General features: G+C 63.1%; 12 protein-coding genes. 6 read left to right on the top strand and 6 right to left on the bottom strand.

Features of this window, described 5'->3' with window-relative positions; genetic code table 11:
• Positions 1-320: 320 nt before the first annotated feature.
• A complete protein-coding gene (locus FJ527_RS08660) occupies positions 321-1,799 on the top strand; it encodes a TadE/TadG family type IV pilus assembly protein (protein WP_140822695.1) in 1,479 nt (492 codons plus the stop codon).
• Positions 1,800-2,132: 333 nt separating this feature from the next.
• A complete protein-coding gene (locus FJ527_RS08655; RefSeq protein WP_140822693.1) occupies positions 2,133-3,401 on the top strand; it encodes a cyclopropane-fatty-acyl-phospholipid synthase family protein in 1,269 nt (422 codons plus the stop codon).
• Positions 3,402-3,416: 15 nt separating this feature from the next.
• On the opposite strand, the gene FJ527_RS08650 is transcribed toward FJ527_RS08655, so the two are convergent.
• Positions 3,417-4,163, bottom strand: coding sequence for an MOSC domain-containing protein (locus tag FJ527_RS08650; RefSeq protein WP_140822691.1), 747 nt, complete (start codon positions 4,161-4,163; stop codon positions 3,417-3,419).
• Positions 4,163-6,118, bottom strand: coding sequence for an acetate--CoA ligase (gene acs, locus FJ527_RS08645; protein ID WP_140822689.1), 1,956 nt, complete (start codon positions 6,116-6,118; stop codon positions 4,163-4,165). The genes FJ527_RS08650 and acs overlap by 1 nt, the downstream gene beginning before the upstream one ends.
• Positions 6,119-6,435: 317 nt before the next feature.
• Here acs and FJ527_RS08640 point away from each other — a divergent pair, with 317 nt between their 5' ends.
• A complete protein-coding gene (locus FJ527_RS08640; RefSeq protein WP_140822686.1) occupies positions 6,436-6,708 on the top strand; it encodes an aspartate-semialdehyde dehydrogenase in 273 nt (90 codons plus the stop codon).
• A 62-nt stretch (positions 6,709-6,770) separates the two neighbouring features.
• Here the strand turns inward: FJ527_RS08640 and FJ527_RS08635 are convergent, their stop codons facing one another.
• Together FJ527_RS08635 and FJ527_RS08630 are read right to left on the bottom strand one after the other, a co-directional pair.
• Positions 6,771-7,805 carry an aldo/keto reductase gene (locus FJ527_RS08635; RefSeq protein ID WP_015315156.1) on the bottom strand — a complete coding sequence of 345 codons (1,035 nt, stop codon included), beginning with the start codon at positions 7,803-7,805 and terminating at the stop codon, positions 6,771-6,773.
• Between the two features lie 56 nt (positions 7,806-7,861).
• The gene (locus FJ527_RS08630; protein WP_140822684.1) at positions 7,862-9,043 is read right to left on the bottom strand and encodes an MFS transporter; all 1,182 of its coding nucleotides are present in this window, start codon (positions 9,041-9,043) and stop codon (positions 7,862-7,864) included.
• A gap of 121 nt (positions 9,044-9,164) precedes the next feature.
• Between FJ527_RS08630 and FJ527_RS08625 the strand changes: the two genes are divergently transcribed.
• A complete protein-coding gene (locus FJ527_RS08625) occupies positions 9,165-10,070 on the top strand; it encodes a LysR family transcriptional regulator (RefSeq protein ID WP_140822682.1) in 906 nt (301 codons plus the stop codon).
• A gap of 60 nt (positions 10,071-10,130) precedes the next feature.
• Here FJ527_RS08625 and FJ527_RS08620 read toward each other — a convergent pair whose 3' ends face one another.
• Both FJ527_RS08620 and FJ527_RS08615 read right to left on the bottom strand, forming a co-directional pair.
• Positions 10,131-11,180 carry an aldo/keto reductase gene (locus FJ527_RS08620; protein ID WP_140822680.1) on the bottom strand — a complete coding sequence of 350 codons (1,050 nt, stop codon included), beginning with the start codon at positions 11,178-11,180 and terminating at the stop codon, positions 10,131-10,133.
• Between the two features lie 128 nt (positions 11,181-11,308).
• Complete coding sequence (locus tag FJ527_RS08615) at positions 11,309-11,971, bottom strand: YggS family pyridoxal phosphate-dependent enzyme (protein WP_140822678.1); 663 nt, start codon at positions 11,969-11,971, stop codon at positions 11,309-11,311.
• Positions 11,972-12,124: 153 nt separating this feature from the next.
• On the opposite strand from FJ527_RS08615, the gene leuS reads away from it, so the two are divergent.
• Together leuS and FJ527_RS08605 are read left to right on the top strand one after the other, a co-directional pair.
• Positions 12,125-14,749: a leucine--tRNA ligase gene (leuS, locus tag FJ527_RS08610; RefSeq protein ID WP_140662541.1), complete on the top strand. Its 2,625-nt coding sequence runs from the start codon at positions 12,125-12,127 to the stop codon at positions 14,747-14,749.
• The gene (locus FJ527_RS08605; RefSeq protein ID WP_015315162.1) at positions 14,736-15,314 is read left to right on the top strand and encodes an LPS assembly lipoprotein LptE; all 579 of its coding nucleotides are present in this window, start codon (positions 14,736-14,738) and stop codon (positions 15,312-15,314) included. The genes leuS and FJ527_RS08605 overlap by 14 nt, the downstream gene beginning before the upstream one ends.
• Positions 15,315-15,464 lie beyond the last annotated feature (150 nt).

Below are 15,464 nucleotides of genomic sequence, written 5' to 3'. Positions count from 1 at the left end.
CTGGCCGGGTTTGTGCCTCGACATGCTTCGCAATCCTGGGACAGTTGGCCCGCTTCGGGACAGAGATGCTGTGCCGCAACAAGACGTCGCCGGACACCGGACCAGCACTTCGCTATGGGCATGGTAAGCGTCCGGTAAAGGTGCGCGCGGATACACGCTGACGTTTACCGACCGTTCACCTTCTTACCCCGTGAAAATCCAATAAAAGCAATGTTCTGCTGGTGAATTCCCGATCGCGGATCGGGTCGCCTCCCGTTCCGGCTGGAATCCTGCATTGCCCCCGATGCGGCGACGAGGCCGAGGCAAGTGGAGGCTGTTGGATGCGGAATTACGGGGGTCTTGTTCACGCGGTCGGCGGCTTCGCCAGAGACCGCAGTGGAAATTTCGCGGTCCTGTTCGGCTTTGCTGCCTCGGTCTTGGCGCTGGCCGCAGGCTTCTCGGTCAATATCACGCAGCTCTACAACGCCAGATCGAGCCTGCAGGGCGTGATCGACGCGGCAGTGACATCGACGGCACGTGACCTGACCACCGGCGCCATCAAGGAGGCCGACGCAAACAAATCCGTGCAGGCCTTTCTCGACGCCAACGGCACGGGGGGCATTCTGCACGCTGGCCAGATCGTGCTCGACAAGCTGATCGTCGACAGGACCGCCAACACGGTCCAGGCGGATGCCCACGTCGATGTCGGCCTCTATTTCCCGTTGTTCAGCACCGGTGACATGCAGCGCGTCGGCGCTTCCACCACAGCGCTCTATTCCGACAAGCAGATAGAGGTAGCCATGATGCTCGACATAACGGGATCGATGGCCAGGCGGGGCAACGTCAACAAGATCGGCGATCTGAAAGTCGCCGCGACGAACGCCGTCAAGACGATGCTCGAGAACCAAGACCCGAAGAACCCCCGCGTCCGTGTCGCGATTGTGCCCTATGCATCTGGCGTGAACGCCGGAAAACTGGCCGAAAACGTCTATGCCGAGAAGCAAGGGAGTTCCGAACTACCACCCGTCGCCGGCAGTTCGCTTCTCGTTGCCAAGACGGGCAAAAATCTGCTGCCGTCCTTCAGCGACTACGTCTCCATTGTTGGGGCGGCCATGCCACACCCGGATAGTTGCGCTACCGAGCGCAAGAATAAGAACGGCGATGCCGACTTGAGCGCCGATGGCCCTGACACGGTTCGCATAGACAGGAACGGCAAGAAATATTATGCCCTGGTAAATCGGGACGATCATCTCAGCGACCAGGGAATGAACAAGTGTCCTGACGCGCAAGTGATCCCGCTGACCGCGGATTCGGAGGCATTGCTTGATTCGATCGACGACTTCCAGGCCGATGGTTATACGGCCGGCGCGATCGCCATTCAGTGGACCTATTACATGCTGTCGCCGCAATGGCGCGCTGCGATCGAGAATGCCGGTCTCGGCAACGGCGCTTCGAACGCCGATGCGAAGAAGGTCGCCAAGGTTGCGATCCTGATGACCGATGGCCAGTTCAATACCGCCTTCGCGGGTGTTGCTGGGAGATACAACAGCCAGGGCAATCTTGCGCGCGGCAATGCTGAAACGCTGTGCGACAATATGAAAAATGACGACATCGAGATTTTCACCATCGGCTTCGACCTCAACGATAAGGATATGTCGGCAACCGAGAGGGATCAGGCAAAGGCGGTGCTAAAGGATTGTTCTTCGAAAGACGCCTCCGCCGCCGAGAGACATTATTTCGAGGTGTCCACCGGGCTGGAATCGGATAATGCCTTTCAGGAAATCATCCGCAACACCGAAAAGGTCGTACTGACCCAATAGACCGTAAAAAGGAAAAGGCCGCCGCTTCTTTCGAAGCCGGCGGCCTTCCGTGTTTCCGTCCATGGCGCGGCTCAATGGTGGTGACGCTTACGTCACCGACCGCGCATCTCGCGCCTTAACGGGAAGACTGCTTCCCGAAAGTGCAATCCGCTGAGCCCACGTTCTGGAAAACGAAATCACTCGACATCGGATCACCTCCTTTCGATTTGTTGAACACACACTCATGATGGGGTGCGTTGCAGCAAATGACAAGATGCCGGGTGGAAAAAGCGTGACGTGCTTGCGATCCGCGGCCCAAAAGGACAACATCGCATCATCGACCGCGGGGAGAGCATGGACGCCACCGAAAGAGCTGCGCGCATCGTTCGAACGGTAGTCGAGGCGGTCAAGCCCGGCTTCGCGGTCAGGCTGTGGACCGGCGAGCGGATCGGCCGCGCCACCGGCCCCGTGCTGGTCATCAACGACCACGACATTGTCTGGCAGATCGTTCGCCGACCGTCCCTGTCGACCCTTATCGAGATGTGGATATCCAAGGCCGTCGACATCGAGGACGGATCGCTGTTCGATTTCTATGCCCTGCCTTCGACGGGCAAGCTGCGGTCGAAGCTGAAGGCGTTGCCCAAACGGGCGCTCCTGCGTGACTTGCCGGCGGTGCTGTTTTCGAGAAAGCAGATGGCGTCGCGGGTCGATCTCGCGGGGCGCAACCCGTTCGTCAGCGGCTCCAGCAAGGAGGCGATCCAGCATCACTATGACATCTCGAATGCCTTTTACGGGCTCTTTCTCGACGAGCGCATGGTCTATAGCTGCGGGTATTTCCAGGATTTCGCAAACGGCATCGACGAGGCGCAGGTCGACAAGCTCGACCATATCTGCCGCAAGCTTCGGCTGAAGCCCGGCGAAAGATTGCTCGACATCGGCTGCGGCTGGGGCGCGATGCTGATCCACGCCGCGAAAAACTATGGTGTCGTCGGACACGGCGTCTCGCTGTCGCAAGCCCAGACCTCACTAGCGCGCGAGCGCATTCGCGCCGAGGGTCTGGAGGACAAGATCACCATCGAGATAAAGTCCTATGCGGAGCTCACCGGCACCTTCGACAAGATATCGTCCATCGGCATGTTCGAGCATCTGGGCCTGGCAAACCATGCCGCTTATTTCTCCGCTGTCCACCGGCTGCTGAAACCGGGCGGCATCTATCTGCATCACGCCATCACCAGGCGCAGCAAGGGCGACGTCAAGAAGACCCTGCGCAAGGGGCCGGAATACAAGGCGCTGATCAAATACATTTTCCCGGGTGGCGAACTCGACACGATCGGCATGACATCAAGCAATCTCGAAGCACACGGCTTCCTCGTCTATGATGTCGAGAATTTGCGCGAGCACTATGCCCGCACCTGCAGGCTGTGGGCCGAGCGTCTGCAGGCGCGGTTCGACGAGGCGATCGCCGAGGTCGGCGAAGCCAAGGCGCGGCTGTGGCTGCTTTACCTGAGCGGCTGCTCCATCACCTTCGAACGCGCCTCGGCGCAGATATTCCAGACTGTCGCCACCAAACGCGCGCGAGGCCCGAGCGGCCTGCCACCGACGCGGGCGGATCTTTATCGATAGGCTTGGGCCGGAAGGTCAGACGAACCGCATCGGCGCGCCGGTCTCGACACGACCGGGCCGGTCGACGGTGCAGTAGACGCCGAGGTTGTGGGCGTTGTGGCGGACCAGATTGCGCAGGATGGCGGGGTCATGGTCGAAACCATCCTGGGCGATGATGGTGAAGCCGCAGCGGCGGCACGGCTCCGAGATGGTCAGGACGAGGTCGCCGATGGCGAGCTTCTTGCCGATCCATTCGGTTTCAGGAAACGAGCCGTCGACCGAGGCCATGTCGACGACGATGTTGGGACGGAAGCGGCGCGGATCGGCGACCCCCTCCGGATGGAGCGCCTCCAGCCGTGCCAGCGAGGCGGTGGTCAGGAGATGGATCGGCGCCTTGCGGTAGCGCTCCGCGGTCAGCGGCCCGGCATAGCCGGCCGCGTTCTCCCCGCGGAACGGCCGGATCGAGGCGCGGAAGCCGAGATAGGCCGACACGACGCGGTCGCATTCGGCGCCGGGGGCGGCGAGCCAGTCGCCATCGGGGACGGCGATTTCCAGTTCGCTGTCGCGGCTCAGCCGGGTGCGGATGCGCGGCACCTTGTTCCACTTGGCGTCACGATCGGGCCGGGCGATCTCATTGTCCGAAGCATCGACAAGGCCGAACAGGCGGTCGCCCTCGATCCCAGCCGGTCCAACCAGGATGGTGTCCCGGCGCTCGCCGGCGAGCGAACTTGCCGGATAGCGCCACAACTGAGTGACGGTGCCCAATACCGCGTCTTCCCGCATCAGCCCTTCTTGTTCTGCCTGTTGGCAACGAGGTCGTCGACCACGGCCGGATCGGCAAGCGTCGAGGTGTCGCCGAGCGCGGAAAAATCATCCTCGGCGATCTTGCGCAGGATGCGCCGCATGATCTTGCCCGAACGCGTCTTGGGCAGGCCGGGCGCGAACTGGATCTTGTCCGGCGTGGCGATGGCGCCAATCTCCTTGCGGACATGGGCGACAAGCTCCTTGCGCAGATCCTCGCTCGGCTGCCCGCCGGCCATCAGGGTGACGTAGCAATAGATGCCTTGGCCCTTGATATCATGGGGATAGCCGACGACGGCGGCCTCGGAAACCTTGTCATGGCTGACCAGGGCCGATTCGACCTCGGCCGTGCCCATGCGGTGGCCGGAGACGTTGATGACGTCGTCGACGCGGCCGGTGATCCAGTAGTAGCCATCGGCGTCGCGGCGGCAGCCGTCACCGGTGAAGTATTTTCCTTTGTAGGCGGAGAAATAGGTCTGCACGAAACGGTCGTGATCGCCATAGACGGTGCGCATCTGGCCGGGCCAGGAATCGGTGATGCAGAGGTTGCCGTCGGCCGCACCGTCCACCACCTTGCCCTCGCTATCGACCAGCTGCGGCTTGATGCCGAAGAAGGGCCGTGTCGCCGAACCCGCCTTGAGGTCGGTGGCGCCCGGCAGCGGCGTGATCAGGATGCCGCCGGTCTCGGTCTGCCACCATGTATCGACGATCGGGACCCTGCCGTCGCCGACGACGTTGAAATACCACTCCCAGGCTTCCGGGTTGATCGGCTCGCCGACCGAGCCCAGCACGCGCAGCGACTTGCGAGAGGTCTTCTTCACATGCGCGTCGCCGGCACCCATTAGCGCGCGCAGCGCCGTCGGCGCGGTGTAGAAGATGTTGACCTTGTGCTTGTCAATGACTTCCCAGAAGCGCGACTGAGAGGGGTAGTTCGGCACGCCCTCGAACATCAGCGTGGTGGCGCCGTTGGCGAGCGGCCCGTAGACGATGTAGCTGTGGCCGGTCACCCAGCCGACATCTGCGGTGCACCAATAGATGTCGCCGTCATGATAGTCGAAGACATATTGGTGCGTCATCGACACATAGACGAGGTAGCCGGCGGTGGTGTGCAGCACGCCTTTCGGCTTGCCGGTCGAGCCCGACGTGTAGAGGATGAACAGCGGATCCTCCGCCTTCATCTTCTCCGGCTTGCAATCAACCTTCACCGTCGCGACTTCGTCGTGATACCAGACATCGCGTCCCGGCGCCCAGCCGATCTTGCCGCCGGTGCGGCGCACGACCACGACGGTCTTGACCTTGACATGGTGCTTGGCGGCGATGTCGATCGCCTTGTCGGTGTTTTCCTTGAGCGGAATAGGTTTGCCGCCGCGCAGACCCTCATCGGCGGTGATGACGAAGGTCGATTCGCAATCGACGATGCGACCGGCCAAGGCGTCCGGCGAAAAGCCGCCGAAGACGACCGAATGGATAGCGCCGATACGCGTGCAGGCCAGCATCGCGTAGGCCGCCTCCGGGATCATCGGCATGTAGATGGTGACGCGGTCGCCTTTCTTGACGCCGTGCTTCTTCATCACATTGGCGAGCCGGCAGACGTGCCCGTAGAGTTCGTTGTAGGTGATTTTCTTGTCGTCGTAGGGGTTGTCGCCTTCCCAGATGATGGCGGTCTGGTCGCCGCGCTTCTTGAGGTGGCGGTCGATGCAATTGTAGGAGACATTGGTCTGGCCATCCTCGAACCACTTGATCGAGACCTTGCCGTCGAAGGAGGTGTTCTTGACCTTGGAGAAGGGCTTGAACCAGTCGATGCGCTTGCCGTGCTTGCCCCAGAACTTGTCCGGGTTCTTCACGCTGTCGGCATACCATTTGAGGTAGGTGTCATTGTCGATCAGGGCGTTCTTCTTCCACGCCGGCTGGACGCGATGGACATGAACCTCGGACATTTCTTGGCTTTCCTCCCGAACCAGTCCGCCGGCTTGAAACGCCCGCGGAACCGCGGCGACGCAGCCGCGAATTCGGCGGCATTATTACCAGTTCCGTCGCGACGGCAACATTAGACGTTGGATTCGCGCGGCGGGATGCCGCAGGGGCGCTTTCCGGAACTGTCAGCACTCGACGCGGTTCGCTGCTAACCGCATGTTTTTACGCGAAAACTTCCCTTGAGATCAACAAAAATCAATAGACAGTTAAGTAACGGCGCGCACAATTGGCAGCTGGGAGGAAAGGAGAATCAACCAGGGGACCGCCCAAGGGGACCATAATGCACGACCATCTTGAAATGGACCTGATGCTCAAAGGCTACGGCCTGACCACGGCCAAGATTCTTTATCATTTCCCCGACCACCCGCATCTCCTGCAGAGCTTCGTCTGGCAGGACTACGACATCGCTCCGAGGTTTCCGGTGCTGATCCGGTTCGTCGAATTCTGGAAAGCCAAGCTCGACGGGCCACTGCATTCGGTGGTCTACACGCACCAGAAGCTGATCGCGCCGAATGAATGGCGCAAGGTGGATGGGGAGTTCGTGCTGCATTGAGCGGTGATACAGCTGATCTCCCCGCAAGGGGGGGAGATTGGCAGCTTCAACGCCAGCGCGGCTCAAACCGCCGGCGGGTTCAGCCGGGCGAAGCCCTCCTGGCGGCGATAGGGGAAGTACGGGTAGGGCGCGGTGACTTCGCTTGCGGCGTCGAGCTTCTTCACTTGCTCCGGTGTCAGCGCCCAGCCGACGGCGCCAAGGTTTTGGCGCAGCTGCTCCTCGTTGCGAGCGCCGATGATAACGGAGGAAACGGTCGGGCGCCGCAGCAGCCAGTTGATGGCGATCTGCGGCACGGTCTTGCCGGTTTCCTGCGCCACCGCGTCGAGCTCATCCATGACCCGATAGAGATGCTCGTCCCCGACCGGCGGCCCGAAATCAGCCGTCTCGTGCAGCCGGCTCTTTTCCGGCAGAGGCTGGCCACGGCGGATCTTGCCGGTCAGGCGGCCCCAGCCGAGCGGGCTCCAGACCAGCGCGCCGACGCCCTGGTCGAGGCCGAGCGGCATCAGCTCCCATTCGTAGTCGCGGCCGAGCAGCGAATAGTAGACCTGATGCGCGGCGTAGCGGGGATAGCCGTGCTTCTCCGCCAAGCCGAGCGACTTCATCACCTGCCAGCCGGAGAAGTTGGAGGCGCCGACATAGCGCAGCTTGCCGGAGCGAACGAGGTCATCCAGCGTCGACAGCACTTCCTCGATCGGCGTGCCCGCATCGAAGGCGTGCAGTTGCAGCAGGTCGATATAATCGGTGCCGAGGCGCTTCAGCGCGGCGTCGACCGACTTGATCAGCCGCGAGCGCGAGGAGCCGTAGTCGCCCGGCCCTTCGCCCATCGGCAGCGCCGTCTTGGTCGAGATCAGCACCGCGTCGCGACGGCCCTTGATCGCTTCGCCGAGCACCTCCTCCGAGGCGCCGTTCGAATAGACGTCCGCCGTGTCGAACAGGTTGACGCCGGCCTCGAGACAGATGTCGATCAGCCGCCGCGCTTCCTGCGCGTCGCTGTTGCCCCAGGCGCCGAACAGCGGGCCGGAGCCGCCGAAGGTGCCCGCGCCGAATGAAAGCGCCGGGACTTTCAGGCCCGATGCGCCGAGACGTCGATAGTCCATTTTCTTGCTCCTGGTGGTTTGTGAAGAGGTCGAGAGGATTCGGGTGTCGGCTGGCGTCACGACCTGACGGAGACAGGCGCACCTGATGTGGTGCCACCATCGAGGTGCAGCGCCAGTCCAGCCACGGTGAGCGCCGCGAGCGGCAGCAGGGCGGCGACCCAGGTGAGCGAACCCAGTCCAAGGCCATGGGCGATGACCGCGCCGCCAAGCCAGGCGCCGGCCGCATTGCCGAGATTGAAGGCGGCGATGTTGAACGATGAGGCCAGGCTCTGGCCGGCGCCTTGCGCCTTTTCCAGCATCCACATCTGCAGCGGCGCCACTGTGGCGAAGGCGGCGGCGCCGAGCAGGCCGACATAGATCACGGCCATGACCTGGCTGTGAATGGCGAAGCTCATCGTGGCAAGCACCAGCGCCAGCACCACGAGGCTGCCGAGCACCGCCGGCACCAGCCAGCGATCGGCGATCTTGCCGCCGGCGAGATTGCCGGCGATGAGGCCGCCGCCAAAGACGAGCAGGATCGGCGATACAGCGGCTTCGCTGAAGCCGCTGATCTCGGTGAGCAACGGGGCGATGTAGGTGAAGACGGCGAAGACGCCGGCATAGCCGAGCACCGTGGTGGCGAGGCCGAGCAGGACGGGCGTGCGGCGCAGAACGGCGAGATCGGCGCGCAGATCGCTCTTCTCGGGCGCTGCCTGGCCGCGCGGCACCAGGGCGAGGATGACGGCGAAGGCCGCCAGGCCGACGGCGGTCACCGCCCAGAAGGTCGCACGCCAGCCAAAGGCTTGGCCGAGCCAGGTGCCGAAGGGCACGCCTAGGATGTTGGCGATGGTCAGGCCGGTGAACATCAGCGCGATCGCCGAAGCCTTCCTGTTGGGCGCGACCAGACCAGTGGCGACGACCGAGCCGACGCCAAAGAAGGTGCCGTGGGCGAAGGCGGTGATGATGCGGGCACCCATCAGCGTCCAGTAATCGGGCGCCAGCGCACAAGCGAGGTTGCCAATCGTGAAGATCGCCATCAGCGCCAGCAGCACGGTTTTGCGCGGCCAGTTGCCCGTGGCAATGGTCAACAAGGGTGCACCGATGACGACACCGAGCGCATAGGCAGAGATCAATTGGCCGGCGGCGGAGATCGACACGCCGAGGTCTTTGCTGACATCGATAAGCAGGCCCATGATGACGAATTCGGTAACACCGATGCCAAAAGCACCGGCGGCGAGGGCATAAAGAGCAAGAGGCATGGCGATGGTCCCATCTGTCGGCGAAGGACGCTCAGTCCGCGCCCCGGCCCTGAAGATCATGATCCGCGATGTTGTGAACCAGACTTGCCCAAGGCACACTTCTTGTGAAATAGATTCACAGATGGCCAGGCCCGACATCAACCGTTCCGGCGAGATCGAAGTCTTCGTGCGCGTCGTCGAGGCGGGTAGTTTTTCGGCCGCGGCGCGGCAGCTGCGGATGACGCCATCGGCGGTGAGCAAGCTGATAGCACGGCTCGAAACCCGGCTTGGGGCGCGGCTTGTCAGCCGCTCGACGCGCAAGCTCCAGCTCACGCCGGAAGGGACGGCGTTCTACGACAGCGGCGTGCGCGTGCTCGCCGACATGGACAAGGCCGAGCGTGAAGCCGCGGCGGGAGCCGCGCCGCGCGGCAGGCTGAGAGTTAACAGCTACGTGCCGTTCGGCCAACACCGGCTGATGGAACTGCTGCCGCGCTTTCTGGAGCGCTATCCCGAAATTTTCGTCGAGGCTGTGCTGACCGACAGCGTGATCGACCTGCTGGAAGAGCGGGCCGATGTCGCGATCCGCGCCGGGCCGCTGCGCGAATCGAGGCTGGTGGCGCGCAAGCTCGGTCAAAGCCGAATGGTGCTGGTCGCGGCACCTTCCTATCTCGAAGCACATGGCACGCCGCGCACGCTGTCCGATCTCGGGCGTCACAACATGCTCGCCTTCAGTTTCGCGCGGCATATCGACGGCTGGCCTTTTATCGATACGGCAGGCGCGCCGGTGATCACCCCGGTTGTCGGAAACCTGGCATTGACCGATGGCGAGGCGATGCGCCAAACGACCGTCGCCGGGGCCGGCATCGCCCGACTGGCGCGCTGGCATGTCGAACCCGACATCGCCGCCGGCCGGCTGGTGCCGCTGCTGGAAGATTTCAACCCCGGCGACGAAGAGCCGACGCATGCCGTCTATGTCGGCCAGGGCAAACACCTGCCGGCACGTGTGCGGGCCTTTCTCGACTTTCTTGCCGAGACCGTTCGGCTGTAATCGAAGCCGCGCGTCGACGAGACGCGCGGCGTTGAAGGACCGACTTGCCAGCGGTACGCGCTATGCCTTCGGCACGAAAGGCCCCGGACGACGGCCGGCGCCCTGGCGTTCGACCATCCAGCCGGGATATTCGGCGGGTAGTGCGCTCACTTCGTCAAGCCTGGCGAGATCGTCGGCATCGAGCTTGAGGCTGGTGGCGGCAAGGTTCTGCTCGAGCTGGTCCATGCGGCTGGCGCCGATGATCACGCTCATCACGAAAGGCTTTGCCAGGACATAGCCGAGCGCCACGGTCGCGACGCCGACATCATGCTTCTCGGCGACCTCCCGCATGACGGCGACCGCCGCCCAGGCGCGGTCCTCGTTGACCGGCGGGAAGTTGAAGGACGCGCGGCGGCCCTCGCCATTGCCCGGCGCGCCGGGCCCATATTTGCCGGACAGCAGCCCGCCAGCCATCGGCGACCACACCATCAGGCCGAGCTTCTCCTCGTTGATCAGCGGCACGATCTCGCGTTCGAGGTCGCGGCCGGCGATCGAATAATAGGACTGGACGGTCTCGAAGCGGGCAAAGCCCTTGCGGTCGGCGATGCCGAGCGCCTTGGCGATGCGCCAGGCCTGCCAGTTGGAGACGCCGACATAGCGGACCTTGCCGCTGGAGACGAGATCATCAAGTGCCCGCAGCGTCTCGTCGATCGGCGTCACCGCATCGGTGCCGTGCAACTGATAGAGATCGATATGGTCGAGCTGCAGCCGCTCCAAGCTGGCGTCGACCGAATCCATGATATGGCCGCGCGAGGAGCCGCGCTGGTTTGGTCCCTCACCCATGGCGCCGTGGACCTTGGTGGCGATGACCACGTTTGACCGGGTAACACCGAGATCCCTAAGCGACTGACCAAGCAGGCGTTCGGACTCGCCGACGGAATAGACGTCGGCCGTGTCGAAGAAGTTGACGCCGGCGGCGATCGAGCGGCCGACGATCTCGTTGACGCCCTTCTGGTCGAGGCTGGCGATCAGGCCCCATTGGGCGTTCTGGCCGGCGGCGCCGAAGGTCATGGTGCCGAGGCAAAGTTCGGAGACGAATAGCCCCGTGTTTCCAAGCTGATTGTAACGCATCGTGAGACTCCAGGAGGATGTGCGGTGACATCAAGGCAAATAGGAACGGCACGTTTCGTTTCAAGCACTGGTATAATGGTGCTTGTGGATCAGGCCCAGCGATATGCACGGCAAGCTGGAAATTCGGACTACCGGCTTCCAAAAATCGCCGAACCGACCCTGACGCTGGTGGCGCCAAAGGCGATCGCGGTCTCGAAGTCGCCGGACATGCCCATCGACAGTTTGGCGACCCCGGCTTCCTTGCCGAGTTTCTCCAACAAGGCGAAGTGGGGGCCGGGGTTCTCGTCCGCCGGCGGGATGCACATCAGGCCTTCGATGCCGAGGCCGTGCACTTCCCGGCAGCGTCTGACGAAGGCGACCGCCTCGCTCGGTTCGATCCCGGCTTTCTGCGGTTCGGAACCGGTGTTCACCTGGACATAGAGTTTTGGCGCACGGCCTTGCCGGACAATTTCCTTGGCGAGCTCCGCGGCGATCTTGTCGCGGTCGACCGTCTCGATGACCTCGAACAGAGCCACCGCTTCCCTCGCCTTGTTCGACTGCAGCGGACCGATCAAATGCAGTTCGATGTCGGGGAAAGCTTCCTTCAGGTCAGGCCATTTGCCTTGCGCTTCCTGCACGCGGTTTTCGCCGAAGACGCGCTGGCCGGCCTCGATGACCGAGCCTATGTCGGCGGCGTCGAAGGTCTTGGAGACCGCCACCAGCGTCACCGCGCCGGCTTCACGGCCGGCCTCCCGCTCGGCGGCGGCGATCTTCGCCTTGACCGCGAAAAACTGCTGAACGGTGTCGTCCATATGCAAATCCCGCTGTTTTGACCCGCGTTTTTGTCAGCCGCGATGCCCATATGGTTGACGGGTTTGCCAAACCATGGTGAACACCCGGACCACATTTCATGAACTGCCGGGCTCTTGCCCGCAGTCCGTATGCTTTTAAGTGAAAAACGTCCCATGGCAACCGAACGATACAACCCGCGCGCGTCAGAACCCAAATGGCAGAAGGCCTGGGCCGAGAAGAAGCTTTTCGAAGCGCACAATGACGATCCGCGTCCGAAATACTATGTGCTGGAGATGTTCCCGTATCCATCGGGACGCATCCATATCGGGCATACGCGCAACTACACGATGGGCGACGTGGTGGCGCGCTACAAGCGGGCCAAGGGTTTCAACGTGCTGCATCCGATGGGCTGGGATGCCTTCGGCATGCCGGCTGAGAACGCCGCGATGCAGAACAAGGTGCATCCCAAGGAATGGACCTACCAGAACATCGCCGCCATGCGCGAGCAGCTCAAGGTAATGGGCCTGTCGCTGGACTGGGCGCGCGAATTCGCCACCTGCGACGTCGATTACTACCACCGCCAGCAGATGCTGTTCCTCGACTTCGTCGAGAAGGGGCTGGTGACGCGCAAATCCTCCAAGGTCAACTGGGATCCGGAGGACATGACGGTGCTCGCCAACGAGCAGGTCATCGACGGGCGCGGCTGGCGCTCCGGTGCGCTGGTTGAACAGCGCGAGCTGACGCAATGGTTCTTCAAGATCACCGACTTTGCCCAGGATTTGCTGGATTCATTGGACGGTCTCGACGAGTGGCCCGAAAAAGTGAAGCTGATGCAGCAGAACTGGATCGGCCGTTCGGAAGGCCTGCTGATCCGCTGGCCGCTGGCCTCGGAAATCGCCGGCGAGCATGAGCTGGAAGTCTACACGACAAGGCCGGACACCATTTTCGGCGCCTCGTTCATGGCAATCGCCGCCGATCATCCGCTGGCCAAGAAGGCCGCGGCGACCAATCCGGCCTTGGCGAAGTTCATCGACGAAGTGCGCCATATGGGCACTTCGGTGGCGGCGCTCGAGACGGCCGAGAAGAAGGGCTTCGACACCGGCATCCGCGTCGTCCATCCCTTCGACGACAGCTGGACGCTGCCTGTCTACGTCGCCAATTTCGTGCTGATGGAGTACGGCACCGGCGCCATCTTCGGCTGTCCGGCGCATGACCAGCGCGACCTCGACTTCGCCAACAAATACGGCCTGCCGGTGGTGCCGGTGGTGATGCCTGACGGCGCCGATCCCAAGACGTTCCAGATCGTCGACGAGGCCTATGTCGACGATGGCGCGATGATCAATTCGCGGTTCCTCGACGGCATGACGCCGGACAGCGCTTTCGATGAAGTCGCCAGGCTGCTGGAGCAAAAGACCATCGGCAACCGGCCAATGGCCGAGCGCAAGGTGAATTTCCGCCTGCGCGACTGGGGCATTTCGCGCCAGCGCTACTGGGGCTGCCCGATCCCGATGATTCATTGCGAGGATTGCGGTGTGGTGCCGGTGCCGAAGGCCGATCTGCCGGTCAAGCTGCCCGACGATGTCGATTTCGACCGGCCAGGCAATCCGCTCGACCGTCACCCGACCTGGCGGCATGTGAAGTGTCCGCAATGCGGCAAGGACGCGCGGCGCGAAACCGACACGATGGACACGTTCGTCGATTCGTCCTGGTATTTCGCCCGCTTCACCGCGCCGTGGGCGCATGAGCCGACCGATCCCAAGGCAGCGAACGAGTGGCTGGCGGTCGACCAATATATCGGCGGCATCGAGCATGCGATCCTGCATCTGCTCTATTCGCGCTTCTTCACCCGCGCCATGCGCGAGACCGGCCATGTTGCCCTGGCCGAGCCGTTCAAAGGCCTGTTCACGCAAGGCATGGTGGTTCACGAAACCTACCGTGTCGGCTCGGCGTCAAATGGGCGCTGGCTGGCGCCGACCGAGGTTCGTCTGGATGACGTCGACGGCAAGCGCCGCGCCATCGACGTCGCCACCGGCGAGGCGGTCACCATCGGCCCGCTCGAGAAGATGTCGAAGTCGAAGAAGAACACGGTGAGCCCGGAAGACATCACCGATGGCTACGGCGCCGACACGGCGCGCTGGTTCATGCTGTCGGATTCGCCGCCCGAGCGCGATGTCGAGTGGACCGACGACGGTGCCGCCGGCGCGCATCGCTTCATGCAGCGCATCTGGCGGTTGGTGTCGACGGCGGCCGAGACGCTGGCAGGGGTTGCGCCCGAGGCGGCCAATGATGGCGAGGCCGGGGCGGTTTCCAAGGCCGCGCACAAGATCCTGAAGGCGGTTGGCGAAGACATCGAGAAGCTCGCCTTCAACCGCGCCATTGCTCGCATCTATGAACTTGCCAACGTGCTGACGGCCCCGCTTAACGAAGTGGCGGAAGGCAAGGCCGTTCCGGCGCTGAAAAGCGCCTGCCGCGAGGCGATTGATATCATGGTGCATCTGATCGCGCCCGTGATGCCGCACTTGGCCGAAGAGTGCTGGGAGACGCTGGGCGGCGTCGATCTGGTGGCCGAACGGCCGTGGCCGGTCTTCGATCCGGCACTGGTCGTCGACAACGAAGTCACCTATCCGGTGCAGGTCAACGGCAAGAAGCGGGGGGATTTGACAATTGCCCGCGACGCGGACCAAGGTGCGGTCGAAAAAGCGGTCTTGGCTCTCGACTTCGTGCAGAAAGCACTTGAAGGTAAGGCTCCGCGCAAGGTGATCATCGTGCCGCAGAGGATCGTCAATGTCGTTGCCTGATCGGGAAAAGACAGAGCTGGGCCGTCTGCTGCGCCGCATCGCGCTTGCCGGCCTCGTCGGTTCGCTGGCGCTCATTTCGGCCTGTCAGGTGCGGCCGCTCTATTCGAGCGCGCCGTTGTCGACGGGCTCGACCGCCAATGCCGAGATGGCATCGATCGCCGTCAAGCCGGTCCGGACGCGCTATGCCCAGCAGGTGCGTAACAATCTGATCTTCGGGTTCGGGCGCGGCGCAGGCGAGCCCGCCTCGCCGCTTTATTCCCTCGACCTCGGCGTGAGCGAAGGCGTTGAATCCTCGGCGCTGGTACAGAATGGAACCGATCAGGACGAGCCGACCGCCGGTTCGGTGACGTTGACCGCGGGCTACACGCTGACCGATGTGAAAACCGGCGCGGTGATCGCCGTCGGCAAGCGGGCGATCACCTCGTCCTTCGACAGGCCGCGTCAGGAGTTTGCCTCCTACCGGGCGCAGATCGACGCCGAGAACCGCGCCGCGCGCGAACTGGCTGAAGCCCTGCAGCTGTCGATCGCCCAGGATCTGGCCCGGCACGGCAAGGCGGCCAGCTAGCGCGTTCGCCGTCTCAAAGAGGGCCGAACGCCCTCTTTCATTCTCTCGATGTCCCGATCCTGTGTCCGGGCGACGGAAACGCGCCGGCAGCTGGGCTTTTGGCGCCATGTGAATGCTGTCCGCGGGTTTTTCCCGTGACCAAGGTTCGCC

Origin of the sequence: Mesorhizobium sp. B2-4-18 (assembly GCF_006441385.1) — a bacterium.
GTDB classification, from domain to species: domain Bacteria; phylum Pseudomonadota; class Alphaproteobacteria; order Rhizobiales; family Rhizobiaceae; genus Mesorhizobium; species Mesorhizobium australicum.
Note: the sequence above shows the minus strand (reverse complement) of the source record. Positions and strands in the feature narration are given on the sequence as shown.

Coding starts and splice junctions, on each gene's coding strand:
- FJ527_RS08655 (WP_140822693.1), top strand. CDS start 2,133: ATGGACGCCACCGAAAGAGCTGCGCGCATCGTTCGAACGGTAGTCGAG.
- FJ527_RS08625 (WP_140822682.1), top strand. CDS start 9,165: ATGGCCAGGCCCGACATCAACCGTTCCGGCGAGATCGAAGTCTTCGTG.
- FJ527_RS08640 (WP_140822686.1), top strand. CDS start 6,436: ATGCACGACCATCTTGAAATGGACCTGATGCTCAAAGGCTACGGCCTG.
- FJ527_RS08635 (WP_015315156.1), bottom strand. CDS start 7,805: ATGGACTATCGACGTCTCGGCGCATCGGGCCTGAAAGTCCCGGCGCTT.
- FJ527_RS08615 (WP_140822678.1), bottom strand. CDS start 11,971: ATGGACGACACCGTTCAGCAGTTTTTCGCGGTCAAGGCGAAGATCGCC.
- FJ527_RS08630 (WP_140822684.1), bottom strand. CDS start 9,043: ATGCCTCTTGCTCTTTATGCCCTCGCCGCCGGTGCTTTTGGCATCGGT.
- acs (WP_140822689.1), bottom strand. CDS start 6,118: ATGTCCGAGGTTCATGTCCATCGCGTCCAGCCGGCGTGGAAGAAGAAC.
- FJ527_RS08620 (WP_140822680.1), bottom strand. CDS start 11,180: ATGCGTTACAATCAGCTTGGAAACACGGGGCTATTCGTCTCCGAACTT.
- FJ527_RS08660 (WP_140822695.1), top strand. CDS start 321: ATGCGGAATTACGGGGGTCTTGTTCACGCGGTCGGCGGCTTCGCCAGA.
- FJ527_RS08605 (WP_015315162.1), top strand. CDS start 14,736: ATGTCGTTGCCTGATCGGGAAAAGACAGAGCTGGGCCGTCTGCTGCGC.
- leuS (WP_140662541.1), top strand. CDS start 12,125: ATGGCAACCGAACGATACAACCCGCGCGCGTCAGAACCCAAATGGCAG.
- FJ527_RS08650 (WP_140822691.1), bottom strand. CDS start 4,163: ATGCGGGAAGACGCGGTATTGGGCACCGTCACTCAGTTGTGGCGCTAT.